Below are 24,299 nucleotides of genomic sequence, written 5' to 3' on the forward strand. Positions count from 1 at the left end.
GTCAGCCCTCCACGGCCACGTCGAAACGGCGGATGTAGAAGTCGTATTCGGATCGGATGCGGTCGCGGCTCAGCCCGAACTGCTCGGCGGTGTAGCGGTGCACGCCTCCGGCCCCGACCGCGTGCCGGTCCTGCCAGGCGAAGATGGTGTCCGCGGTGTCCGGAGCCAGGTCGAGGCCGAGCCAGTCGTAGACCCGGCGGACGGTGCCCCGCGGGTCGCCGACGAGGTCGCGGTGGTGCACGTCGAGGAAGCGGTCCTCGCCGATCCGCGCGCGTTCCTCGATGGCGTGCTCCAACCCCTCGCGCAGGTGCTCGCTCACCTCGGCGCCCAGCGCGTGCAGGTCCCGCTCGCCCGCGGCGGGCGGGAAGATCGTGGAGACCAGGCTGGTGTACGACGGGACGACCTTGGCCGGATCGCGGTGCGTCATCACGAACCGCATCTCGGGGTACGCCGTGGCCAGCGCCTCCAGATGGAACTTGTGGTGCGGCGCCTTGAACAGCCACAGCTCGGGCGGCTTCCGGGAGCCGAGGAGCTTCACGACGCGGCGGTGGTAGGCGTACGTCTCGGTCAGGTCGGCCCGGCGCCACCACGCCCGGTAGCCGGGCACTGGCAGCGTCATCTGCTGGCCGTGGAACGCCATCCCGAGGATCTCGGTGTCCTCCATCGTGGCGTCGATCTCGACGATGTGCATCGCCTTCTGCCGGTCCGAACGGCCTTCCTGCGCACGGACGAACGCCCGCCGCCGCGGGTCGTCCCGCTCGCGGCCGGCCACCGGCGGAGGCACCGGCCGGTTCTGCTCCCAACCGGTGAGGCAGCGGAACCGCGGGTCGAGCGACAGCATGTCCGCGAGCGCGGTGGTGCCCGTACGGGGGAGGCCCATGATGTCCACCGGGCCCGCGATGGCGGCGTCCTCCGTCTCGGGGTGGTCCTCGTACCAGGCCTCGACGTCGAGCCGGTTCACCAGGCGCCGCCGCAGGTCGGCGACGACCGCCGCGTCGGTGCCCGGGTCGAGGTCGCCGTCGCGTTCCAGGCTGTCCAGGAGCACCGCCAGGCCTTCGCGGAAGTCGCCGGGTCCGAAGTCGCCGTGGCCGGCCTCGGCCGCCGCCTCGGCGAGGAGCGCGTCGGCGGTCGGGTAGCGGCTCATCGGATCGCCTCCGGGAAGTAGTGGGCGGCCATCGCCCGGAACCCGGCCTTCCAGTCGACCGTGCACGGGCCCGTGATGGACGCGCGCTTGGTGTGCTCGCCGACCGACCCGACCGACGCCCCCGCGACCGGCTCGACACGCAAGTCGGCTTCCGTGCCGAGCAGTTCGGCGAAGTACCGGCACCACTCCTGCACCGTCACGGGCACGTCGCCGGACCAGTTCACGATCGTCGCCGGAACGCTCGCGGCGTCGAGCAGCGCCGCCACGTGGGCGTTGATGTCGTCGTAGTGGATCGGGCTGTACGGCAGGGGGTCGTTGCGCACCACGACCGGCTTCCCCTCCGCGATCGCCCGCAGGTGCCACAGCGGCAGCCCGCCGCGGTCGCCGTACGCGCTGCCCATCCGGGCGATCGTGACCGGGAGGCCGAACTCCCGGGCGCAGTACCGGGCGACGGCCTCCTCGGCGATCTTGACAATCGAGTACGGCCGCGGGTTCGGCAGGAGCTGATCGCCGATCGGCTCGTCCTCCCGGAACGCGTGCCAGGGGTCCGGGTGCGGCTTGTAGACCGTCAGCGTCGACATCACCAGCGCGGCCTTGGCCCGGCGGCAGTGCGACAGGAGGAGCCCCGCCCCCTCCGCGTTGACGCGCAGACCCCGCTCGTAGTCGTCGCCGAAGTCGGCCGCGATGTGCAGCAGATACGTGAAGTCGTCGGGAAGCCCGCCGAAGTCGGGGTCGCCCAGATCGACCGAACGGGTCGTGACACCAAGGGACTCGACCTCGGCGCGAGCGACCGGATCCCCGAACCTGCCGATGCCCCACACCTCGTTGCGGGCGGCCAGCGTCCGGGCGAGGCCGTGGGCGATGCGCCCGGACGGCCCGGTGATCAGGATCTTCTCACCGCTCAGCATGTCCACAACTCCCGCTGTATCGCGTCGCGAGCCGACCTTCTCATCCAAGCCTCGCTGATCTTTGATCAAAAATCTCCACCGCGGCATGATAGTCACGCAAAGCCCCTCACCGGCAAGACTTCCGCCCATCGATCTCATGGTCGTGCTCGCCGACGCGCCCGTACCCGCTCGGTGGTTCGGGGGAGCGGCCGGTCACTGCCCCGCTTGACCGTCGAGCCGGCGCAGGTGCTTGTCGGCTCGTGCGCTCCACACCGTCGGCACGGCCGCCAGGGCGCCGGCGCCGGCGAGCCACAGAACGCCCCGGAGGGGCAGGAAGTCGACGATGACGCCGCCGATCAGCGCGCCCGGGATGCGCCGCCGGTCCGGGAGGTCTCCCGCGCCGCCGCGTAGTGGAGGCACTCGCGGGTCAGGTTGTCGCCGCGACCGGTCGCGGATTCGGCGAGCAGGAGCCAGGCCGAGAACGCCCGCAGTGTCGGCAGGTCGAGTCTCCTCGGTGCGAGAGAACTTCGGGACGGCGGAGATGAGTTGGGCGGCTTTGTGGTCGGGATGCGCCTCGGAGGGCGGTCGGGCTCAGGGGACGGCGCGAGCCGGGGGTCGGGACGGGGGCGAGCCGGCGGCTCCGGGGCAAGGGGTGAGTGGCCGGAGGGTGTGCGCGGGCGCGAGGCGTACCGGTCAGGTGTGGCCCGGGGAGGTGGACGTGGCCTTATTTAAATAGTTGACTAGGTCGTAATTATGCGGTTAGCGTAAGTACAAGTACGGCACAAGCAAGCAGATCGGTCGCCGACGGGCGCTCGCAAGGTCGGGTGCCCGGTGTCCGGAGCGTCCACGGGGTGGTGGGTGCTCTCGTCCCGACACGACTGGAGAACGCCGGCATGACCACGGACGACGCGCGCAGGCAGCCTCGCTACCACTTCGACCGGCACGCCCCGGGGTACCGCGGGGAGTTCGAGACCATCACCCGGGACATGCAGTCCCGGTGCCCCGTCGCCTGGTCGGAGACCTACGGCGGACACTGGGTGGCGGCCGGCAACCGGGAGGTGTTCGAGCTGGCCCGCGCCGCCGAGTACCTGTCGAACGACCACGACGTGCACGGCGAGCGCCGCGGCTACCGGGGCATCACGATCCCGCCGCCGAAACACGGTGAGGGCGGCCAGGGCGGATTCCTGGAGATGGACCCGCCCGAGCAGCGGCACTACCGGCAGGCGCTCAACCCGTACCTCTCCCCGGCCGCCGTCCGGCGGTGGGTGCCGTTCATGGACGAGGTCGTCCGCGCCGCGCTCGACGAGCGGATCGAGAGCGGCCGGATCGATTTCGTCGACGACCTCGCCAACGTCGTCCCCGCGGTGCTGACCCTCGCGATGCTGGGCATCCCGCTCGCGAACTGGAAGATCTACAACGACCCCGTGCACGCGTCCGTCTACACGCCCCCGGACTCACCGGACTCCGAGCGTCTGCGGGAGATGCACCTGCACATGTGGCGGCACCTCCTCGACCAACTCCGCGAGATCCGGCGCCACCCCCGGCCGGGCATGATCGACGCGGTGGTCACCGCCGACATCAACGGCAGGAGGCCGGACGACGACGAACTCCTCGGCGTCCTGGGCCTGCTCATCGGCGGCGGATTCGATACGACGACCGCCCTGACCGCGCACTCCCTGGAATGGCTCGGGCTCAACCCACATGAGCGCGGGCGGCTGATCCGCGAGCGCGACACACTGCTGGACAGCGCGACCGAGGAGTTCCTGCGCTTCTTCACACCGGCGCCGGGCGACGGCCGAACCATCGCCCAGGACTGCGAGTTGGCCGGAACGCGCTTCCACGAAGGCGACCGGCTGTGGCTGTCGTGGGCCATGGCGAACCGGGACCCCGCGGTCTTCCCCGAGCCGAACCGCATCGACATGGCCCGCCCGGGCAACCGGCACTACAGCTTCGGCCTGGGCATCCACCGCTGCATCGGCTCCAATCTGGCCCGCGTGTCGTTCAAGCGCATGATCACCGCCGTGCTCGACCGCCTCCCCGACTACACGATCGACACCGAAGGCACCGTGCACTACGCCACCATCGGCGTGATCCAGGGCATGCGGCACCTCCCGGCCGCCTTCACACCGGGCGAGCGCACGGGGGCCGGGCTGGACGAGACCCTGGAAAGGCTCCAGCGCGTCTGCGACACCGAGCGCCTTGCCGAGCCCGTGACCGTCCGCGGGCCGGGCGCGAACACCACGGAGTGACCGGGTGTTTCGGCCCGACGGCGGAGGCCGCGGTCGCGGCGGAGCGGAGCAGCCGCGGGAACGCCGGTGTCTCCCGTGCGCTCGCCCGGCGTTCAGGTCATCGGCCCCCGGTGCCGGTGGACCGCGTCCAGCAACTCGTCGAACATCGTCGTGTACGCCTCGCGCAGGTGTTCCGCCAGCCGATGGGGGAGGACGTCGGTGCACCAGACGAGGAACGCGCCGCCGTCCGCGTGCCGTTCGATCCGCATCTCGGCCTGGTGGTGTTCCGCGCCGTGCAGGCCGGGGACGGTGTACACCGCGCGCATCAGCCCCGCGTCCACGGTCACGTTGCGCTCGCGGACCTCGCCGCCGTCGGCCAGGGTGACGACGCGTACGTTGCCTTCCCGGCGTTCGGCGACGCACGCCGAGAACGCGTGCACCTCGGCCCGGCTGTAGCACTCCAGGAAGTGCCAGGCGGTCTCCGGCGGAACCCGCAGGGGAGCGCGGAAGTGGAGGGTCGCCACGTTCAGTTGCCGGGGCCGTGGTGCGGAGCGGTGGCGAAGGCGCTCTGGAGCCGGGCCGAGCGCCGGGCGACGGTGGGGCCGAACTCGGCGTGCGTCATGACGTACGGCCGGTTCTCCCGGATCGCGTCGCGCACCTGGGCGCCGACCAGCGCGGGGTCGATACCCGCGCCGACGGACGACGTCTTGTCGGCCGAACTCATGCCGCGGTCGCCGTTCTTGCCGAAGTTGGTGCGGACCAGGCCGGGGCAGAGCAGGGATACGCCCACGCCGTGGGGCTCCATCTCGGCGCGGAGTGCCTCGGTCAGGCCCACGACCGCGAACTTCGCCGCCGAGTAGGCCCCGAACCGCGCGTTCGCGACCAGCCCGAGCATGGAGGCGGTGTTGACGATGTGGCCCGCGCCCCGGTCGCGCATGCCGCCGGCGAAGGTGTGGACGCCGTTGAAGGTTCCGGTGGGCATCACGGCCATCTGCCGGTCGAAGACCTCGGGGGACAGGTCGGCCAACTCGACCAGATCGTGGGCGATGCCGGCGTTGTTGACCAGGATGTCGACCGGGCCGAACGCTTCCTCGGCGGTCCGTTTCGCGTCGTGCCATCCGTCGCGGTCGGTGACGTCGAGGTGCACCGCGAGCGCGGTGGCGCCGAGGTGGTCCGCCGCCCGCTTGAGTGCGTCCCGGTCGCGGTCGGCGACCACGACACGCGCGCCCGCGCCCAGCAGCGACGCGGCGACCGCGAGCCCGATTCCGCTCGCGGCCCCGGTGACGAAGGCGGTGCGGCCCTCGATGGTCTCCATCGATCCTCCTCGAATTCGCGACCGGGTCTCACGAGCGCCCCGCTCGGGCTTGGCGGCCCCCGGACGGGTCGGTCGGCGCTCCGCGCCCACGCGTCGTCCGCCGCGGTGGAAGCCCCGACGGCCCGCCCGCGCTTCGCCAGGCTAGTCGTTATAGACGACTGACTCAACTATTTCTTTCGGCGGACGTCATTCCCCTGGACATCGCCGCGGCTCGTCGCGAAACGGCACCCCGGGCGCGACCCTGCCCGCCGGCGGAGTCGGGACGTCGGACCGTGCGGCCTCGTGCCCGTCGCCCTGGTTGTCCTGGGAACAGCCCGTGATGGCCGGCGTCGCGGCGACGAGAACCGCCGCGGCGCGGAGTCTGCTGTGGTGGCGTCTCACCAGGGTCAATCCCGTGAGGGGAGTCTCGGAACGGTGGTGCGCGGAGGGCGGGGCCGGCCGATGCGCCGCCGTGCGCGCGGCCGACCCCACCCGTACCCGGGCGACCGAAGGCCCGGAGCCGCGACGCCTATTCGGCGCCGACCACCACCTCGGCCGGGGCACAGCCGTCCGCCGTGGCCCGCACGTGGATCCGGCCGGGGCCGGTGGGCCGCAGGACGGCGAGGGCGCGGCCGTGGTGGGTACGGCGTCCGGTGGCGTCGAACCGCTCCTCGGTGCGGGGCGCGGCGCTGCCGAAGCCCTGGAGCACGGCGGGGCCGGAGATCTCGACGTCGACCGTGCGGTCGGCGGCGGTGTGCACGGTGCCGTCGGCGTCGGTGAGAGTGAGGGCGACGTAGGCGAGGTCGCCGCCGTCGGTGCGGACGGTGTCGCGTTCGGCGCGGGCGTGCAGGGTGAGCGGCCCGGTGGCGGTGCGCAGGTGGGTGCGTCCGGTCTCGGTGCCGCCACGGTAGGCGATGGCGGTGATGTGGCCGGGGTGGTAGCGGGCCTCGAATTCGGCGCGGAAGCGGTGGTCGGGGCCGACGGGGAGGCGGCCCAGCGTCTTCCCGTTGAGTTCGAGTTCGACCTCGTCGGCGTCGGCGTAGACCTCGACGGTGACGGGGGCGTCCTCGTGGCCCGGCCAGGTCCACGACGCGAGGGCGTCGCTCCAGGCCCACGGGGCTCCGGCGAAGGTCTTGCCGTGGTGCTCGGGGCGGCGCACCGCGATGAACGGGTCCGTGCGCAGCCCGAAGACGATCTCGCGGTAGTAGGACGCGGGGTTGCGGAAACCGGTGATGTCGATGTCGCCGGTGTCCGCGGTCAGGTGCGGGTACGGCGCCACATGGGTGGGCTGCGGGGTGTCCTCGGTGAGGTATTGCGGGCGGCCGATGCCGACCTCGCCGAGGTAGTCCCAGCCGGTCCAGGTGAAGTCGCCGATGACGTGCGGGTGTTCGGTGATCAGGCGCCAGTTGCCGTCGATGCGCGTCGGGAAGGTCTCGGTGCCGAGCAGGATGCGGCCAGGGAACAGGTCCTTGTCGAGCGCGTAGCGCGCCTCGCCGTAGTTGACGCCCGCGACGTCGAGCACGGAGAAGGATTCCGCGGTCGCGTCGGTGACCGTCTCCGAGGCGTTGATCGCGTTCATGGCGTCGCCCGGATCGCGGGCCATGATGGTGTTGATGCCCGCGCCCTCATCGGTCTGCCCGCGCAGTTCGCCGAGCCGGTCCAGGACGGCGAGCACACCGTTGACGGCGTTCGTGACATAGCGCGTGGGGTCCAGCGCACGGACCTTCTCCGCGAGCCTGCGCCCCCACACGGACCCGGCCGGGGAACCCGTCTCCGGGATCTCGTTGCCGATCGAGTACATGATCACGCTGGGGTGGTTGACGTCCTTCGCGACCATCGACTCGACGTCGCGCTCCCACCATTCGGGAAAGGCCAGGCTGTAGTCGAACGGGCGCTTCGCCGACGTCCACATGTCGAACGTCTCGTCCAGGACGAGCATGCCGAGCCGGTCGCAGGCGTTCAGCATCGCGACGCTCATCGGGTGGTGCGCCATGCGGATCGCGTTGAACCCGGCCTCCTTGAGGATTCGCACGCGGCGCTCCTCGGCGGCGGCGAACGTCGCCGCGCCCAGCACGCCGTTGTCGTGGTGCACACACGCACCGCGCAGCTTCACCGGGACGCCGTTGATCCGCAGGCCCCGCCTCGGGTCCAGGCGCAGCGAACGGATGCCGAACGCCACCGCCTCCGCGTCGACGGCGTTCCCGCCCCCGCTCGCACCCTCGGCGGGACGACGGTCGTCGAGCCGCACCCGTGCGTTGTACAGGGCGGGAGAATCCGGTCCCCACAGGCGCGGCTCGGGGACGTAGAGGCGCGGCCGGGCGACCGCGGTCTCGCCGGGCGGCACCGTGACCGGGCAGGTGTCGGTGGCGACGACGGCACCGGAAGGCGCCACGATCTCCGTGGTGAGGTGGACCGTGCGCTGATCGAGAGTCTCGTTGACGACGGTGGTGGCCACGTCGACCGCGGCGAGTTCGTCGTCGATCTCGGGTGTGGTGACGCGTACCCCGTCGGCCGCGATCCGCAGGGGGCCGCCGACGAGCAGCCACGTGTCCCGGTAGATGCCGGCGCCCGTGTACCAGCGCGCGTCCTTGTGGGTGCGGGCCTCGACACGGATCTCGTTGTCCTGCCCGTGGCGCAGCAGGTGCCCGATCTCGACGCGGAACAGCGAGTAGCCGTACGGGCGTTGGCCCGCATAGTCGCCGTTCACGAATACCGTGGCGTCGCGGTAGACCCCCTCGAACTCCAGGGTGACGCGCTGTCCGCGGTACTCCTCGGGGGCGGCGAAGGTCTTGCGGTATTCGAACGGTCCGCCGGGGAAGTACGCTCCCGCGCCCGCCTCGCCGCCTCCCGCGTCGTCCCTCGGCTGCCCGATCATCGCGTCATGGGGCACCGTCACCTCGGCGAACGGCACGGACTGGCCGGTGAGTTCGGCGAACGGGTTGAGCTTGGGGCGCATCTGCCAGCCGGTGTTGAAGGATCGGCGGATCACTCGGTCTCCTCATCGTGACGCGGCCCCGCGGAGCGGTACCGTCCTGCCTGGGCGCGACGCGAGGCGCACGGGCCTCTCGCCCGGGGCACACGGCACCGCGGGGTTCCGACCGGCGGCGGTCGCCTCCAGGGGCACCTGGGGACGTGCTTGAAAACGCTTTAGTAATGCGATTTAGCAGCATAGGGACGAGCGCTTCCGCGCCACAAGGCGGCCGTCGGTAACAGTCGCGTAACCCCGGGCGGGCGAACGCGGCTCCGCGGGCCGGCCGCGGACCGCGGATGCGACGCCGCGCGTCCGCGGGCGAAGCCCCTCGGTGTCGCGTGCTCGTTCGCGCCGCGCCGACGCCCCACGGGACTTCGTCGCCCCGCCGATGCCGGATCCAGGGGTCGCGGATGCCGCGCGAACCGAACGTCCTCCCGTGTTTTCGCGGCGCGACCGGCGGTCCGCCGTGGTTACAGGACCGTTACCGATTCATATCTTGCCGCGAACAACGCGGCGTGGAAGGGTCCTAAATCGCATTACTCAAGCGCTTTAACCGTGGTCGGCCCCCGCGGACGAAACCCGCAGTCGAGGTTCGCCGCACGTCACCAGGCGGTTCGGCCGCGAGGCCGCCGCCCCGGCCCCAACCGGAACCGGCCCCGCCGTGCGCCACGGCCGCGCGGGTCCGAGTGCGGGCGCCGCCGAGGTGCCGCCCCTGATCCGCAGCCGGCGCAACAGATCCCGAGTACCACCGACGAGAAACGGAATCCGCGCATGGAACGCATACGCCCCAGACGCCGTGCGGCGCTGCTCGTGGCCGCCGCGGCGGCGCTCGTGGCCGCCGGGTGCACAGCGGAGAAGAAGGACGACGCGAAGGCGTCCGGGGCGCCGGCGGCCCCGCCCGCGGCGAAGGTCGCCCCGGGAGTCACCGACGACGCGATCAAGATCGGCGTGGTCTACCCCGATCTGTCGTCGGTGAAGCAGTTCATGAAGATCGACCACGGCGACTACGAGGCCGCGTACAAGGCGGTCATCGGCAGGATCAACGACGCGGGCGGCATCAACGGCCGCAAGATCGTGCCGGTGTTCGGCGCGGTCAACGTCGCGTCCCCGGCGGCGGCGCAGGAGACCTGCGTCAAACTCACGCAGGACGAGAAGGTCTTCGCGGTCGTCGGCACGCTCAACGCCAACGAGCCGCTGTGCTACGCCCAGACCAACAAGACCGCGGTCGTCGGCGGCCCCTTGACCGCGAAGAACTACGCCGAGGCGCAGGCCCCGTGGTTCGCCACCGAACGCGGCGGCGACGAAGTCGGGGACTCCGTCGACCTGTTCACCGCGAACAACGCCCTCGCCGGCAAGAAGGTCGCGGTGATCGGCGTCGTGAACGAGCAGTCCCTCGTGAACGAGATCGTGGTGCCGTCGCTGCAGAAGCAGGGCGTCACACCGGTCGAGACCGCGATCATGGACGCGTCCTTCCGCGACCCCGCGGCGGTCTCCCAGCAACTAGGCGTGTTCATCCAGAAGTTCCAGGCGTCCGGGGCCGACACCGTCGTCGTGGTCGGCGGTATGGGCGGGGAGTTCCCCAAGCAACTGGAGAAGACCTCCTACCGCCCGCGGCTGCTGTTCACCGGCTTCAACCAGGCCGCCACCTACACCGGCGACGCGGCGGCACACGACTTCGACGGTGTCCTGAAGGACGCCGCCGCGCTGACCGCCGCCACGAAGTGGGACGAGCCGACCAACCAGGCGTGCCTCACCGACATCGAGACGCGCGTACCCGAGCTGAAGGGCAAGCTCACGGTCGACCCCGCGACGATGCCCGCCGGGGAGCCGACGCCGCAGACGTCCGCCGGTTCCGCGTGCCTTTACCTCACGCTGTTCCAGGCCATCGCCGACAAGGCCGGCAAGGACCTGACGTACGAGTCGTTCCAGAACGCCGGGTTCACCCTCGGCCCGCTGCAGCTGCCCGGCTTCGTCGACAAGGCCGACTACACGCGGCAGACGCCGCACGGCGCGATCCCGATGCACCTCGCGCGGTACAGCCCGCAGCAGAAGAAGTTCGTCCTGCCGTGACACGACCGACGCCGCGACCGACCGTCGTCCGGCGATAGGCCCCGGTCGCGCTCGCCTCGGGCCGGCGCCCGGGCCGCGCAGGGCGGGTTCCCCCGGTCCTGACAGGCACCAGTCGCCCCGGGAACCCGCCCTCGTGGCCCGTACGACACGCCCCCCGAGCCGCCCCCTCCCCGCAACCACGCGTCCGACCGATATCCCGCGGAGAACTCCCATGCACAGTTTCGCAGTCCGGCCCCCGCGTACGGTCAGGCCGCGGCCATGAGCGCCCCCGTTCCCGAACCCGGCGAGCCGACGGGCGGCCCTCCCTCGTCGGCCGCGGGCCTGGCGGCCGGGCTGATCGACGCGGAGGCCGAGCGCCAGGCCCGGCAGGCCGAGGCGAAGCGCGAGGTGCTGTTCGCGGACGCGTTGCTGCCCGGCGTCGGCGGCGAGCACCTGACGTTGCGTCAAGGGCTGGCGGCGGGCGGGTCGATGACCTTCCTGACGCTGGCACTGCTGGCGACGTTCGACGAGTTGGAGTCGGCGACGCTGAGCATTCTGGCGCCGGACATCCAGGACTCGTTCGGGCTCAGCGACTCGGCGATCGTGTTCATCTCGGCGGCGTCCGGCGCGTTCCTGGTCCTCGGCGCGTTGCCGATGGGGTACTTGGCGGACCGGTTCCGGCGCAGCCGGGTGATCGGCTGGGCGGGCGTCTTCTTCTCCGCGATGGTGTTCGCGTGCGGCGCCGCGGCGAACGCGTTCCTGTTCTTCCTGGCCCGGTTCGGGGTCGGGGTGGCGAAGTCCAGCAACAACACGGTCAGTCCGTCGCTTTTGGCGGACGTGTATCCGATCGGGGTGCGCGGGCGGGTCTCGGCATTCAACTTCAGCGCCGCCCGTTCGGCGGGTGCGCTCAGTCCCCTGGTCGTCGCGGGCATCGCCACGGTGGCGGGCGGGGACAGCGGCTGGCGGTGGGCGTACCTGCTGCTCGGGCTGCCCACCCTGGTGGTCGCGGTCTGGGCGTTCCGGCTGCCGGAACCCCCGCGCGGGCAACACGAGAAGAAGTCGGTCCTCGGCGAGGTCGTCGACGACGACCGGCCGATGCCGATCTCGATCGAGGCGGCGTTCGCGCGGCTGCTGCGCATCAAGACGATGAAGACGGCGATCCTGGCGTTCTCGGCGCTGGGGTTCACGCTGTTCACCGGGGCGGTCCTGACGAACCTGTGGGCGGACGACCACTTCCACATGTCGACCTTCGAGCGCGGCGTGTGGGGCTCGGTCAACGGTGTGGCGATCCTGGCGCTGCTGCCGTTCGTCGGCCCGTGGTACGACAAGCTCTACCACCGCGACCCGTCCCGGGCCGTGGCGCTGCTGGGATGGCTGCTGCTGCCGGGCGCGGTGCTGCTGCCGCTTCAGTGGGCGATGCCGACCGGGTGGGCGTTCATGCTGCTCGGCATCCCGGCGGGCATGCTCAACACGGTGGCGTTCGCGATGACCGCGCCGATCATGCAGTCCGTTGTCCCGTACCGGCTGCGCGGGTTGGGTGCCGCGCTGGGGTCGCTGTACATCTTCTTCGTCGGCGCGACCGGCGGGGCGGTGCTGTCCGGCCTGATCAGCGACGCGTACGACCCGCGCGTGGCGGTGCTGGTCATCGGCGTCCCGGCGACCGCGGTCGGCGGCTTCCTGATGCTGCGCGGCGCGCGCACGATCCGCAACGACCTGTCTTTGGTGGTCCAGGAGTTGCGGGAGGAGTTGGACGAGGCCGAGCGGCAGAAGCAGGCCCCGGAGCACATCCCGGTGCTGCAGGCCAACAACATCGACTTCTCGTACGGCCAGGTGCAGGTGCTCTTCGACGTCGCGTTCGACGTGAGGCGGGGGGAGACGCTGGCGCTGCTGGGGACCAACGGCGCGGGCAAGTCGACGATCCTCAAGGTGATCTGCGGCCTCGGGACCCCCGAGCGCGGCGTCGTCCGGCTCAACGGGCGCACGATCACGTATGTGGCGCCGGAGCAGCGCGGGCGGTGCGGCATCCACCTGCTGCCGGGTGGCAAGGGGGTGTTCGCGGGCATGAGTGTGCGCGAGAACCTGGAGATGGCCGCGTTCCGGTTCCGCAAGGACGCCGCGCGGCGCGACGAGCGGTTCGCGTACGTCCTGGACCTGTTCCCGGACCTGAAGGACCGGTTGGGCCAGCAGGCGGGGTCGTTGTCCGGCGGCCAGCAGCAGATGCTGGCGCTGGCGATGGTGCTCATGCACGACCCCGAGGTGCTGCTGATCGACGAACTGTCCCTCGGGCTGGCGCCAGTGGTCGTGCAGGACCTGCTGGCCATCGTCGAACGCCTCAAGCGGGACGGGCTGACGATCGTCGTGGTCGAGCAGTCCCTCAACATCGCCCTCGCCATCGCGGACCGGGCGGTGTTCCTGGAGAAGGGCCAGGTCCGGTTCGAGGGCCCGGCCCGGGAGTTGGCCGAACGCGACGACCTCGCCCGCGCGGTCTTCCTCGGCCGGGAAGGCGGCTGACGACGATGGAAATACCCACCACACAACTCCTGTTCGACGGAGCCGTCACCGGACTGGTCATCGGCCTGCTCGCGATGGGCATCGTGCTCGTGCACCGCTCCTCGCGGGTCATCAACTTCGCGGTGGCGAACATGGGCCTGGTCGGGTCCGCGCTGTTCGCCCTGCTCGTCGTGCGGTACGGGGTGCCGTACTGGATCGCCCTGGTCATCTGCCTCCTCGCCGGCACCGTCTTCGGCGCGATCGTCGATCTCGCCGTCGTCCGAAGGCTGTTCGACGCACCACGGGTGATCGTGCTCGTCGCCACGATCGGCGTCGCGCAGCTCGCGCTGACGATCATCACCTCCTACCCCGAGCTGGACGACTACACCGACGACACCTATCCCGTTCCCTGGTCCGGGAGTTGGTCGCCCACCGACGACCTGGAGATCACCGGCGCGCAACTCGCCGTACTCGTCACGGTGCCGGTCGCTGCGGTGCTGCTGGCCCTGTTCCTCGGCCGCACCACGCTCGGCCGGACCGTCAAGGCGGCTGCCGACAACCCGGAGTTGGCGCGGCTGAACGGCATCAGCCCCAAGCTGGTGTCCACCGCGGTGTGGGCGATCGCCGGACTGCTCGGCACGGTCTGCATGATCCTCATCCAGGGCCGGCAGGGCTCGCTCACGCAGATCACCGAACTCGGCCCCGGCACCCTGCTGCGCGCCCTCGCGGCAGCGGTGATCGCCCGGATGGTGTCCTTCCCGATCGCGCTGGGCGCGGGCGTCCTGCTCGGCCTGCTCCAGTCGTTCATCCAGTTCAACTGGCTCGACCAGCCCGGCCTGACCGACCTGGTGTTGTTGATCCTCGTCCTGGTGGCGGTGTTCTTCGTCAGCCGCGGGCGGGACACCGAGTCCTCCGCGTTCTCGTTCGCCCCGAAGATCAAGCCCGTCCCCGAGCGGCTGAAGGGCGTGTGGTGGGTCCGGCACCTGGAACGCGCCGGACTGCTCGTCCTCGGCCTCATCGCGGTCGTCGTCCCGCTCATCGTCACCCAGCCCTCGCGGCACCTGCTCTACACGGTCATCCTCGGCTACGCCATCTGCGCCGCCTCCGTGACGGTGCTCACCGGCTGGGCCGGGCAACTCTCCCTCGGACAGATGGCGTTCGCGGGCCTGGGGGCTCTCACGGCAGCCGCGCTCAACCGCGGCGTGCGCATCGAACTCGGCGACACCGTCTACGAGTACCGCGGCCTCACCTTCCCCGCCGCCGTGCTCGTCGCCTCGCTGGTCACCGCCGCGCTCGCCGCGATCGTCGGCGCCGGGGCCCTGCGCGTCCGCGGACTCCTGCTCGCGGTCAGCACGTTCGCCTTCGCCGTCGCCGCCGAGCAGTACCTCTACCGCCGCAAGACCTTTCACGACGAGGGCATGGACACCGCGTCCTTCCCCCGCAGTTCGGTCTTCGGCATCGACATCGCCAGCCAACGCTCCTACTACTACCTGGTGTTGATCGTCCTCGTCGTCGTCCTGACCGTCGTCGGACGGCTACGCAGGTCCGGCGTCGGCCGCACCACGATCGGCGTCCGCGACAACCCCGCCTCCGCCGCCGCCTACACCGTCGGCGCGGCTCGGGTGAAACTGCGGGCGTTCGCGCTCGCCGGGGGGATCGCCGGGCTCGGCGGCGCACTGCTCGCCGGTGCGGTGCAGACGGTCCCGTACACCGACAAGTACTTCCTCAGCCCCGACTCGCTCGTCCTGGTGTCGATCGTCGTCATCGGCGGCCTCGGCTCCGTCTCCGGGCCGGTCCTCGGCGCACTGTGGGTGATCGGCCTCCCGGCGATCTTCCCCGACAACGAACTCATCCCCATGCTGACGTCCAGCATGGGCCTGCTCATCCTGCTGCTGTATTTCCCCGGCGGTCTCGTCCAGATCGGATACTCGATCCGGGACGCGCTCCTCGCCTGGGCCGACAGGAAGCTCGGGCCCGCGGCGCCGGTCAAAACCACGACCGTCGCACCCCAGGCGCTCACCCGCACCGACCGCGAGCCGCCGCCCGACAACGCACCCGTCCTGGCCACGCGCGACATCCGCGTCCGCTTCGGCGGCCGGACCGCCGTCGACGGCGTGTCCGTCGAGGTCATGCCGCACGAGATCGTCGGCCTGATCGGCACCAACGGCGCCGGCAAGTCCACCCTGATGAACGCGATCGGCGGATTCGTCCCCTCCACCGGCACCGTCGAACTCCTCGGCGGCGACGTCTCCGGCAAGGCCCCGGCCACCCGCGCCGGGACCGGCCTGGGCCGCACCTTCCAGGCGGCCACGCTCTTCCCCGAGCTGACGGTCGGCGAGACGGTGCAGATCGCCCTGGAGGCACGCGGCCGAACCGGAATGCTCTCCACGGCTCTCCATCTGCCGCACACCTTCGGCCGGGAGAAGGCCAAGCGCGCCGAGGCCGCCGATCTCATCGACTTCCTCGGACTGGGGCGCTACGCCGACGCGTTCATCGGCGACCTGTCCACCGGCACCCGGCGCATCGTCGAACTCGCGGGCCTGCTGGCGTTGGACGCCCGAGTCCTGTGTCTGGACGAGCCGACCGCGGGCGTCGCGCAGCGCGAGACCGAGGCGTTCGGCCCCCTGATCCAGGAGATCCGCCGCGAACTCGGCGCGTCCATGCTGGTGATCGAGCACGACATGCCGCTCATCATGGGCATCAGCGACCGCGTCTACTGCCTGGAGACCGGCCGCGTCATCGCCGCCGGCGTACCGCACGAGGTGCGCAACGACCCCAAGGTCATCGCCAGTTACCTCGGCACCGACGAACGCGCCATCGAACGCAGCGGCACCGCCCCGACCCCCGCCGCTGTCGGCGCCCGCCCGGACCCGGCCTCGGCACCGGGCGGCGACACGCCCGCGTGACGTCGCACCGCCGGTACGCGGACACCCGACCGTGCACCGGCCGCCCGGGATCGACCCGGCGTCGTTCGTGTTCACCGACTTCTTCCAGGCGCGCCTGCCCGGCATCGAGCCGCTCTTCGAGGACGTCACCCGCACCCTGCACCCCGAGCCCGCGACCGCGCTCGCCGCGCTCGCCGCGCTCGCCGCGCTCGCCGCGCTGCCGTGTCCGTCGACTGCCGGGGTGAGCCGGGACAGTTGCGCGGGATGCTCGGTGGGCGGTTGTTCTCGCGTTCCTCGGTGCGCCCCGTGCCCCGCGACCTGTTGTCTGCCCGGGTCAGTCCGTGGTCGGTTCGGCTTGGTAGGTGAAGCGGGTGAGCACCGCGTCGCCGTCCAAGGCTTCGACGCCGATCACCCTGCCGGTGAATCCGCCGGCCACCTCGGTGGACAGGTAGCGGCCGTCGACGTCCGCGAGGGGGCGGAAGCCGCCGTCGGCGTAGCCGAGTTGGAGGCGGTCGGGGGCGGTGCGCAGCCCGAAGTCGGCGGGGACCGCCGCGCAGCGAACGGCCAGCGGCCGGTCCGCGGGGACGTCCTCGGCCGTCGCGAGGATCCGGTCCAGCGGGCCGACGACCATGCGCACCGAGATCGTCGTGCCCCGGCGTTCGACCGCGGCCCAGTGCGCGTCGTCGACGCGGACCACGAGCGCGGCGTCGCCGGCCGGGAGTGCGGCGGTGGCCTGCCAGGCCTCGTCGCGTGCCCGGACCGCGAGCAGGTGCCGGGCCTCGCGCTCGTCGTGCGCGCGTCCCGCCCGCAGCACGAGCCCGCCGGGTGCGGCCTCGGACGGGGTGGTGAAGCCGCGGGGGTCGGTACCGGGGGAGATCCACCGGGGGTGCAGTGCCCCGCCGATGAAGTCGTCGGTGAACGAGGTGTCCTGAGCCGGGACGCCGAACGCGTCCTCGTCGACCACGGGCCAGTCGTCGGCCCACGCGATGCCGGTGAGGAACGTCTCGCGTCCGTTGACGTGCCACTTCGGGTGCGCGCCTCGCGGGCGGACGCCCAGGTGCACCATCGCCCAGCGTCCGTCGGCGAGTTCGACGAGGTCGGCGTGGCCGGTGTTCTGCACCGGGTGGTCGGTGCTGCGGTGCGACAGGATCGGGTTCGCCGGGTGTGCCTCGAACGGGCCGGTGATCGACCGCGACCGCGCGACCGTGACGCCGTGGCCCGGCCCGGTGCCGCCCTCGGCGATGACCAGGTACCACCACGCGCCGCGGCGGAACAGGTGCGGCCCCTCGGGGTGGGCCAGGCCCGTGCCGTCCCACAGTTTGCGGGGCTCCCCGAGCAGCTTCCCGGTCACCGGGTCGATCGGGGCCTGCATGATGCCGAGCATCGACCACGTCATATAGCAGGTGCCGTCGTCGTCCCAGGCCAGGTCCGGGTCGATCCCGATCGCCCCTGTGGTGTGGACGGGGTCGCTCCACGGCCCGGACGGGTCCTCCGCACGGACGATCAGGTGGCCTTTGCGCAGCTCATCCATGGTGGTCCGGTTAGTGGTGATCATCCAGAAGGAGCCGTCGTGGTGGCGCAGCGTCGGTGCGTAGATCCCCGTGCTCGCGCCGTCGAGGCCGGTCGCCACCGGCAGTTGGGACGGCCGGTCCAGCACGTTGCCGATCTGCTCCCACGCGGTCAGGTCCCGGCTGTGGAAGATCGGGACGCCGGGGAAGTACTCGAAGCTCGACGCGATCAGGTAGTGGTCGTTGCCGACACGGCAGATCGACGGATCCGGGAAGAACCCGGGCAGGATGGGATGGACATTCATGGGCGCCTTCCGTGCCGGGCGGGCCAGGGTGGGACTGTTAAATCCATTGAGTGGACTAAAGTCAGGGCCTCAGCAAACAAGCAGCGCCCCATCCGTGTCAACGCCTCCCGTCTCGGGACGGCCCGGAAGATCGGATGTCGCGCGGTCCCGGCGGCGGCGACCGTCGGCGCGGCCCCCGACGGCAGGGACCGTCGCCGGGACGCGTGGCGCAGCCGCATGAGGATCGGTTTCCGCCGCCGCTTTGCGGACCGCACCCGCGAAATCGCGCGACAATACGTCACAGGGGTAAGAATTCACGTCAAGGCATCCCCGCGGTGGCGATATTTTCCGTCGTTATCGGCAAAGGCCGTCGAAAATCCCGGGATAAACCTCGTGCCGAGCCGTTCACCCGTATTCTCCGGCGCAGTGCGGATCACCGACCGGGCGATTCCCGGAATATGAGGGCGGCCCGCGATTCCGGTGGGTGAACGCGAAGCCTTTTCCGAACAGCGGATCTCCCGCCCCGGCGCGCGCCCGGTGATGCCGCGCGCGTACGCCGGCACCCGTGGTCGATCCCGCCCCGATGGCGTACGGAAAGCTCCGCAGGCCGCCGGTGTGCGCAGGACGCTCTCCCCACCGGTCCGAGTTATCAAGCCTGGGTATACCGAGAGGCCGGAAATTGTATTGGCGCGCCCGTGATGGAGCCGCCTAGCATCGCCGGAAACAACCCGAAAGCGTGTGCCCGGCCCGGTCCGGGGACAACGCGCGCCTTTGGCGCGGAGAAAGGATGTCCCATGCAGTCGGAGGAGCAGGAATGGGCGACGCTCATGGGATTCGACCGACTGCCCACGGACATCGTCGACAGGCGGGTCGGCGAGCTTCTCGACCTGAGCGGCAGGAAAGCGATCGTCACGGGCGCGGGTGGTGACGGTCTGGGCCAGGCGACCGCGAACCGCCTGGCCGGCTCGGGTGCGGATGTGGCCTTGATCGGCCGCACTTTCTCGAAGGTCGAAAAGCGTGCGGCGGAGATCGAGAAGCGCTGGGGTGTGAAGGCGTATCCGATCCTCGGCGACCTGTCGGACTGGGACCAGGTCCACCGGGCGGTGCGGGAGAGCAGGGAAGTCCTCGGCGGGCTCGACATCATGGTCAACAACCCCGTGATGTCGACCGCGGGGGCCTTCGAGCACCACACCAAGGAAGACATCGACGGGACCGTCCACGGCAGCCTGACCATGGTGATGTACAGCGCGCACGCGGCGCTGGAGCACATGGTGCCGCAGGGGTCGGGACGGATCATCAATATCTCCGCGGTCGGCGGGCGCGTCCAGCAGCCCGGGCTGACCGCCTACTGCGCCAGCAAGGCCGGGGTCATCGGCTTCACCCGCAACCTCGCGCACGAGTTCGCGCCCCGGGGGATCACCGTCCTCGGTGTCGCGCCCGGCATCATGATCAAGCCGGAGATGAGGGAGTACGTCCTCAACCCGCGGAACGACGCCCAGCGTGCGGCCCGCGGCACGATCCTGAACTCGATCAGGCATCAGGTCCAACTCGGCCGTGTGTGCCTGCCGGAAGAGGTCGCCAACATGGTCGCCTATCTGGCCTCGGACGCCGCGAACTACATGTGCGGCCAGACCATCGACGTCGCCGGCGGGCAGTGGATGGGCTGACACGCCCCGATCACCCGGAACCGGCGGCGCCCACATGCGCGAATCGCCGGTTCCGCTTCGGCTCGACATCCGCCGGTGCGAGGTCCGCCGTCGGCCGGCACGCGTGCCGGCCGCGGGCGGGTCGCGACCGATCACTTTTCCGACGATTGGGTGCCGTCTCGTGTCCTGAGGGCCGCGGCGGTCGCTGAAGGGCTTGACCATGGGACCACATGACGAACTGCTCGACGCCGCACGGGCCGAGACGGGCCTGGACGACTTCGGGGACGACGCGTTCCGCGAGGGCCTGGAGATTCTCGTACGCGACCTGCGCGAGCACGCCAGGCTGAACGCGGTCGGGCAGGCCGGGCTGCGCAAGGTCGTGGTCGACATGCTCGGCCAGCGCCTCCAGGTCGAGGACTGGTACCGGCGCCATCCCGAGATCGACGACGAACCGATCGAGGCACCGCTGATCGGCATCGGCCTGCCGCGCACCGGGTCGACCGCGCTGTCCTTCGTCCTGGCCGAGGACCCGCAGGCGAAGTCGCTGCGGCGGTGGGAGGCGTCGCAGCCGTGCCCGCCGCCGTCGACGGTCGACGGCCCCGACCCGCGCGTCGAGACGGCCAAGGCCGAGATCGCGCAGATCGCCAAGCTGTCGCCGCGCACGCTGGCGATGCTGCCGGGCAGCCCGACCGGTCCCATGGAGTGCCTGTCGCTGCTGGCACTGGACTTCAAGTCGCACGTCTTCCAGGCCTTCGCGTACGTCCCGAACTACTCGAAGTGGCTCCTCGACACCGACTGCGCGTCCGCATATGCGTACGAGCGCCGCGTCCTCAAACTGCTGCAGTGGGGCTTCCCCGCCAAGCCGTGGCGTTTGAAGGCGCCCGCGCACCTGTTGTTCCTCGATTCCCTCGACCGGGCGTTCCCCGACGCGCGGTTCGTGTGGACGCACCGCGACCCCACCGCGGTCATCCTGTCCGTCGCCGACCTGTACACCGAGGTCGCGGGCCGGTTCAGCGACGACGTCGACACCCACTACATCGGCGAACTGAACGTCGAGCACTGGACCGTCGGGATCGCACGGTCCCTCGCGTTCCGTGAGCGCTGCGAGGCCCGGGGCGAGGACCGGTTCCACGACATCGACTTCCGGGCGATGCAGACCGACCCGATCGGGCAGGTCCGGGGCCTGTACGCGTGGCTCGGGGAGCCGGTCACCCCCGGGTTCGAGGCCGGAATGCAGGCGTGGTGGGAGGAGTTCGCCGCCAACCGCGAGCCGAGCGTGCATCCGGACCCGGCCACGTTCGGCGTCGACCTCGACGCCGTACGGCCGCTGTTCGCCGACTACACCGCGCGGATCCCCGCGTGGACCTCGCGCTGACCCACCGCGACACCTCGCAACGAGCACCAGACAAGGAAGAGGCACATGACACTGTTCGACGCGTTCCGGTACGACGGCAAGCGGGTGCTCGTGGTGGGCGGGGCCACCGGGATGGGCGCCGCGGTCGCCGAGTTGGCGCAGAGCGCGGGTGCGGAGGTCGTGGTGATGGACTTCGCCGAGGTGACCCTGCCGGGCGCCCGGGGGATCCACGTCAACCTCGCGGACGCCGCGTCGATCGACAGCGCCGCCGACGCGTGCGGCGGCGTGTTCCACGCGGTGTTCTCCTGCGCGGGGGTCGCCGACGGCACGCCCGGGATCGAGCGCATCAACTTCCTCGGGCACCGGCGCCTGATCGAACGCCTGCTGGCCGCCGACGCGTTGCCCCGCGGTTCCGCGATCGGCTTCATCTCCTCGGCGGTCGGCCTGGGCTGGGAGAACCGCATCCCCGAACTCGACGAATACCTCGACATCGCCGACTTCGACACCGCCGCGCGGTGGGCCGTGAGCCGCGAGAAGGCGACCTACCTGTGGAGCAAGCAGGCGGTCTGCGCGTACGTCGCCCGCGAGGCGATGCCGCTGCTGAAGCGCGGCATCCGCATCAACGCCATCTGCCCGGGCCCCACGAACACCCCGCTGGCGCAGGCCAACGCGCAGTCGTGGCTCGGATTCGGCGCCGACTACCGGGCGGAGGTCGGCGTCGAGGCGGCGACCCCGCGGGAACAGGCGAACGCGCTGCTGTTCCTGTGCAGTGACGCCGCGGTCGCCGTCAACGGCATCACTCTCATCACCGACTCCGGTTACTTCGCCGCCGGGATCACCGAGACCTTCCCCAGCGCCGCCCCGACGGTCACGTTCCTGCGCAGCCTGTAGGACGGACCCGGCACGGACGGCCCCGGCCAGGGGGCGCGCCCCACACGCCGACGGCCGTCCGGTCCGGTTGCCGCCGGCCGAAACCCGTGCGCCCGCGCGATTTCGGGCCCGGTCCGGGGCCGCCAGCGACGTCGGCTTCACCAAGAAGCAGGAATTCCTCGACGCCGCCAAGGTGTTCACCGCGTGGTGCAACGACGCGGGCGGCATCGACGGCCGCAAGCTCGTCGCGACCGTCCACGACGCCAAGATGACGGAGGTCCGCCGGCGCATGGGCGACGCGTGCCGCGACGACTTCGCGCTCGTCGGCGGCGGTGCCCCCCCGCGACCAACTCGCCGTCAAGGGCCACCTGTCGTGCCTGCTGCCCGAGTTCCCGGCGCAGACGGTGGCGAACGCGCGGATGGACCGCATGGAGACCTCGGCGCCGGGCGCGTACTTGGCGTAGTCGAACAGGCGGTCGCCGTCGGGCGGAACATCGTTCTGTGGTAGAAAAATCCGTGACCTTGATGGAGAGAGTTGTGTTCTGCCCGCCGAACGAGGACCTGTGACCACGCACAACAACGCGGCCGAACCGCTCAGCAGGCGAGGCAGTGGCCCGACGCTGCTCTTCGGTGTCCGCGTGGACATCGGACCGGACGGCGAGACCTGGCGCGGGACCATGGAGTCCGGGCCGTGGACGGCCGGTTACGACGGCGCCCCCGACAGTGCCGCGCTGAGCGTGCTGATCGACGCCACCCTCGGCCGGGCGGCGACCGCGCACCGCCCCGCGGGACTGTGGCCCGTCACCACCGAACTGTCGATCGACCACGTCGCGCCCCCGCCGGGCGACCGCGGAACCGTCACGTTCGACGGACAGGTCGTCGCGGCCCGGGAGGACGGGGCCCTCGTGTCCGGCACGGCCGTGGACGCGGCGGGCCGGACGCTCGCCGTCGCGACGTTGCGAAGCCGCTTCATCCCCGGGATGACCGTCGACCTTCCCGAGGAGGTGCTGAGCCGCCCCGGGCTCGTGCTCGCGCCGCACGAGGTGTTCCCCGACGAGGAACCGCCGCACCGCGAGTCGCTGATGACCATGCTGAACGCGTCGCTGCACACCGACGAGCAGGGGGTGACCCTGCGCGTCCCGGGCGACACCCTGCTCGCGAACGGCACCGGGGCCATGCACGGCGGCATCGCCCTGTGCGCGTCGCAACTCGCCGCGTCCCACGTGATCGGCGCCGCCGACGGCATGGAGGTGGCGTCCTCGCGCATCACCTACCTGCGGCAGGTCGAGCTGTCCGACCACACCGACTTCGTCGCCCGGATCGTGCACGGCGGCCGGAGCTTCCGGCTCGTGGAGGTCACCGCGTACGGCCCCACCGGCAAGGCGGGCACGGTCACCACGGTCGCCGGGTACGCACGACCGCGCCCCCGCTCGGCCTGACACCCCGGCGGCGACCGCCCCTCGAGCCACGGCGGTCACCCGTCGCGGCCCCGGGGCGCGGCGTGGTTCAGGCCTTCACCGCGGCGAGGAAGTCGCGGATGATCGGCCCCGCCGCGGACGAGCCGGACGCCCCGCCCTCGACGTAGACGGCGGCGGCGATGTTGCCGCGGAAGGCCACCATCCACCCGTTCGTGGCATCGCCGACCTCGGCGGTCCCGGTCTTCGCCCCCACCCCGGGCATGCCCGCGAACAGCGACGCGGCGCTCCCGTTGGTCGCGCAGTCGACCATCATGGCCCGGATCGCCGAGGTGACGGCGGACGGCAGTTTGTCCGAGCGCTTGTAGACGGGCATCCCGCGTTCCAGAACCGGCTGGTGGAACGTGCCGGTGAGGGCGGTCGCGACGACCGAGGCCATCGTCAGCGGGTTCATCTTGAGCGTGCCCTGGCCGATCATCTGGGCGGCCTTCTCGTTCTCGCCGTCGGCGGGCGGGACCACGCCGTCGACGCTGCCCTGGCCCTCGGCGACCTGCCACGCGTCGCTGTTGAGGCCGAAATACCGCGTGGCGAACGTCGACAGCTCGGTGTCGCCGATCCGGTCGCGCAGATCGATGAACGCGGTGTTGCACGAGTGCGCGAAGTCCTCGCGGAACGTGGCGTTCGGCATCACCATGCCCTTGATGTTGTGGAACTCCTGTCCGTTGACCGTCGTGGTCTTCGCACACGGGACCGTACTCGACGCCCTGACGACGCCCTTCTGCAACAGCAGCGCCGACGTGACGATCTTGAACGTCGAGCCCGGCGCGACCGCTCCGGACATCCCGGCCTGGCGGTGCACCGTCGCGACGATCTCGCCGTTGCGCATGTCGAGTGCGATCAGCGCCGCCGCGGCGTTTGCGCCGACCGCGCGCTCGGCCGCCGCCTGGAGTTCGGGCACGATCGTCGACGACCCCGGGCCGGTGGACGGCGTCGGCGAGGCGGACGCGGCCGAGGGGCCGCCGGTCGACGTACTCGCGGCCGGCGTCGGCGTCGGCGTCGGGGCCGTGGTCGGCGCGCTGCTCCAGGCCGTCCTGGAAGCCGTGGTCGCCGGGGTGTCCGACCGCGCGGCGCCGTCGTCCGCGAACAGGCCGCAGCCCGCCGCCGCCACCGCGACCGCCGACACCGCGGCGACGGTGCGCGCGAAGCGGTACGCCCGACCGCGTGCGCGCCGGGCCGGTATTCGCGTCAGCATGGGGTGTCCATCGTGAGCCTCC

At 71.3% G+C, this 24,299-nt stretch carries 18 protein-coding genes; 10 read left to right on the forward strand and 8 right to left on the reverse strand.

The features are described from left to right. Position 1: 1 nt before the first annotated feature. The 3 genes from LO772_RS34070 to LO772_RS34080 all read right to left on the reverse strand — a co-directional run bounded on the left by LO772_RS34070 (position 2) and on the right by LO772_RS34080 (position 2,451). Positions 2-1,144, reverse strand: a complete 1,143-nt coding sequence (locus LO772_RS34070) for a sulfotransferase family protein (protein WP_231775894.1) — start codon at positions 1,142-1,144, stop codon at positions 2-4. Beyond that, positions 1,141-2,052: an NAD-dependent epimerase/dehydratase family protein gene (locus LO772_RS34075; RefSeq protein WP_231775895.1), complete on the reverse strand. Its 912-nt coding sequence runs from the start codon at positions 2,050-2,052 to the stop codon at positions 1,141-1,143. The genes LO772_RS34070 and LO772_RS34075 overlap by 4 nt, the downstream gene beginning before the upstream one ends. Positions 2,053-2,244: 192 nt before the next feature. After that, on the reverse strand, positions 2,245-2,451 hold the full coding sequence (locus LO772_RS34080; protein ID WP_231775896.1) for a hypothetical protein: 207 nt from the start codon (positions 2,449-2,451) through the stop codon (positions 2,245-2,247). 473 nt (positions 2,452-2,924) lie between these two features. On the opposite strand from LO772_RS34080, the gene LO772_RS34085 reads away from it, so the two are divergent. After that, positions 2,925-4,280 (forward strand): cytochrome P450, encoded by a 1,356-nt coding sequence (locus LO772_RS34085; RefSeq protein WP_231775897.1) that lies wholly within the window; start codon positions 2,925-2,927, stop codon positions 4,278-4,280. A 92-nt stretch (positions 4,281-4,372) separates the two neighbouring features. On the opposite strand, the gene LO772_RS34090 is transcribed toward LO772_RS34085, so the two are convergent. The 3 genes from LO772_RS34090 to LO772_RS34100 all read right to left on the reverse strand — a co-directional run bounded on the left by LO772_RS34090 (position 4,373) and on the right by LO772_RS34100 (position 8,542). Continuing rightward, positions 4,373-4,783, reverse strand: a complete 411-nt coding sequence (locus tag LO772_RS34090; protein WP_231775898.1) for an SRPBCC family protein — start codon at positions 4,781-4,783, stop codon at positions 4,373-4,375. Positions 4,784-4,785: 2 nt separating this feature from the next. Then, positions 4,786-5,574 carry an SDR family oxidoreductase gene (locus LO772_RS34095; RefSeq protein ID WP_231775899.1) on the reverse strand — a complete coding sequence of 263 codons (789 nt, stop codon included), beginning with the start codon at positions 5,572-5,574 and terminating at the stop codon, positions 4,786-4,788. Between the two features lie 508 nt (positions 5,575-6,082). Further along, positions 6,083-8,542, reverse strand: a complete 2,460-nt coding sequence (locus tag LO772_RS34100; protein ID WP_231775900.1) for a glycoside hydrolase family 2 TIM barrel-domain containing protein — start codon at positions 8,540-8,542, stop codon at positions 6,083-6,085. 753 nt (positions 8,543-9,295) lie between these two features. Here LO772_RS34100 and LO772_RS34105 point away from each other — a divergent pair. From LO772_RS34105 to LO772_RS34115, 3 genes are all read left to right on the forward strand, one after another. Continuing rightward, positions 9,296-10,594, forward strand: coding sequence for an ABC transporter substrate-binding protein (locus tag LO772_RS34105; protein ID WP_231775901.1), 1,299 nt, complete (start codon positions 9,296-9,298; stop codon positions 10,592-10,594). A gap of 258 nt (positions 10,595-10,852) precedes the next feature. Next, on the forward strand, positions 10,853-13,084 hold the full coding sequence (locus LO772_RS34110; RefSeq protein WP_231775902.1) for an ATP-binding protein: 2,232 nt from the start codon (positions 10,853-10,855) through the stop codon (positions 13,082-13,084). Positions 13,085-13,089: 5 nt separating this feature from the next. Continuing rightward, positions 13,090-15,969, forward strand: coding sequence for an ABC transporter permease subunit (locus tag LO772_RS34115; RefSeq protein ID WP_231775903.1), 2,880 nt, complete (start codon positions 13,090-13,092; stop codon positions 15,967-15,969). Between the two features lie 313 nt (positions 15,970-16,282). On the opposite strand, the gene LO772_RS34120 is transcribed toward LO772_RS34115, so the two are convergent. Continuing rightward, complete coding sequence (locus tag LO772_RS34120) at positions 16,283-17,761, reverse strand: glycoside hydrolase family 43 protein (RefSeq protein ID WP_231775904.1); 1,479 nt, start codon at positions 17,759-17,761, stop codon at positions 16,283-16,285. A gap of 773 nt (positions 17,762-18,534) precedes the next feature. Between LO772_RS34120 and LO772_RS34125 the strand changes: the two genes are divergently transcribed. The 5 genes from LO772_RS34125 to LO772_RS34140 all read left to right on the forward strand — a co-directional run bounded on the left by LO772_RS34125 (position 18,535) and on the right by LO772_RS34140 (position 23,049). Then, positions 18,535-19,407, forward strand: coding sequence for an SDR family NAD(P)-dependent oxidoreductase (locus tag LO772_RS34125; protein WP_231775905.1), 873 nt, complete (start codon positions 18,535-18,537; stop codon positions 19,405-19,407). Between the two features lie 199 nt (positions 19,408-19,606). Further along, entirely contained in the window at positions 19,607-20,761 is a 1,155-nt protein-coding gene (locus tag LO772_RS34130) for a sulfotransferase family protein (protein WP_231775906.1), read from the forward strand. Positions 20,762-20,806: 45 nt separating this feature from the next. Then, entirely contained in the window at positions 20,807-21,631 is an 825-nt protein-coding gene (locus LO772_RS34135; protein WP_231775907.1) for an SDR family oxidoreductase, read from the forward strand. Between the two features lie 311 nt (positions 21,632-21,942). After that, positions 21,943-22,074, forward strand: coding sequence for a hypothetical protein (locus tag LO772_RS36015; RefSeq protein WP_269453134.1), 132 nt, complete (start codon positions 21,943-21,945; stop codon positions 22,072-22,074). Between the two features lie 99 nt (positions 22,075-22,173). Next, entirely contained in the window at positions 22,174-23,049 is an 876-nt protein-coding gene (locus LO772_RS34140; RefSeq protein ID WP_231775908.1) for a PaaI family thioesterase, read from the forward strand. A gap of 67 nt (positions 23,050-23,116) precedes the next feature. Here LO772_RS34140 and LO772_RS34145 read toward each other — a convergent pair whose 3' ends face one another. After that, positions 23,117-23,911, reverse strand: coding sequence for a penicillin-binding transpeptidase domain-containing protein (locus LO772_RS34145; protein WP_231775909.1), 795 nt, complete (start codon positions 23,909-23,911; stop codon positions 23,117-23,119). On the opposite strand from LO772_RS34145, the gene LO772_RS34150 reads away from it, so the two are divergent. Further along, positions 23,904-24,293 carry a hypothetical protein gene (locus tag LO772_RS34150; RefSeq protein ID WP_231775910.1) on the forward strand — a complete coding sequence of 130 codons (390 nt, stop codon included), beginning with the start codon at positions 23,904-23,906 and terminating at the stop codon, positions 24,291-24,293. The two genes, LO772_RS34145 and LO772_RS34150, sit on opposite strands and share 8 nt — an antisense overlap. Positions 24,294-24,299: the final 6 nt, after the last annotated feature.

The sequence above is a fragment of the Yinghuangia sp. ASG 101 genome (assembly GCF_021165735.1).
Lineage (GTDB): Bacteria > Actinomycetota > Actinomycetes > Streptomycetales > Streptomycetaceae > Yinghuangia.

Excerpts from the sequence above, each read along its gene's own strand:
- LO772_RS34070 (WP_231775894.1), bottom strand. The coding sequence starts at position 1,144 with ATGAGCCGCTACCCGACCGCCGACGCGCTCCTCGCCGAGGCGGCGGCC.
- LO772_RS34075 (WP_231775895.1), bottom strand. The coding sequence starts at position 2,052 with ATGCTGAGCGGTGAGAAGATCCTGATCACCGGGCCGTCCGGGCGCATC.
- LO772_RS34085 (WP_231775897.1), top strand. The coding sequence starts at position 2,925 with ATGACCACGGACGACGCGCGCAGGCAGCCTCGCTACCACTTCGACCGG.
- LO772_RS34095 (WP_231775899.1), bottom strand. The coding sequence starts at position 5,574 with ATGGAGACCATCGAGGGCCGCACCGCCTTCGTCACCGGGGCCGCGAGC.
- LO772_RS34105 (WP_231775901.1), top strand. The coding sequence starts at position 9,296 with ATGGAACGCATACGCCCCAGACGCCGTGCGGCGCTGCTCGTGGCCGCC.
- LO772_RS34110 (WP_231775902.1), top strand. The coding sequence starts at position 10,853 with ATGAGCGCCCCCGTTCCCGAACCCGGCGAGCCGACGGGCGGCCCTCCC.
- LO772_RS34115 (WP_231775903.1), top strand. The coding sequence starts at position 13,090 with ATGGAAATACCCACCACACAACTCCTGTTCGACGGAGCCGTCACCGGA.
- LO772_RS34120 (WP_231775904.1), bottom strand. The coding sequence starts at position 17,761 with ATGAATGTCCATCCCATCCTGCCCGGGTTCTTCCCGGATCCGTCGATC.
- LO772_RS34125 (WP_231775905.1), top strand. The coding sequence starts at position 18,535 with ATGCAGTCGGAGGAGCAGGAATGGGCGACGCTCATGGGATTCGACCGA.
- LO772_RS34130 (WP_231775906.1), top strand. The coding sequence starts at position 19,607 with ATGGGACCACATGACGAACTGCTCGACGCCGCACGGGCCGAGACGGGC.
- LO772_RS34135 (WP_231775907.1), top strand. The coding sequence starts at position 20,807 with ATGACACTGTTCGACGCGTTCCGGTACGACGGCAAGCGGGTGCTCGTG.
- LO772_RS34145 (WP_231775909.1), bottom strand. The coding sequence starts at position 23,911 with ATGCGCAACGGCGAGATCGTCGCGACGGTGCACCGCCAGGCCGGGATG.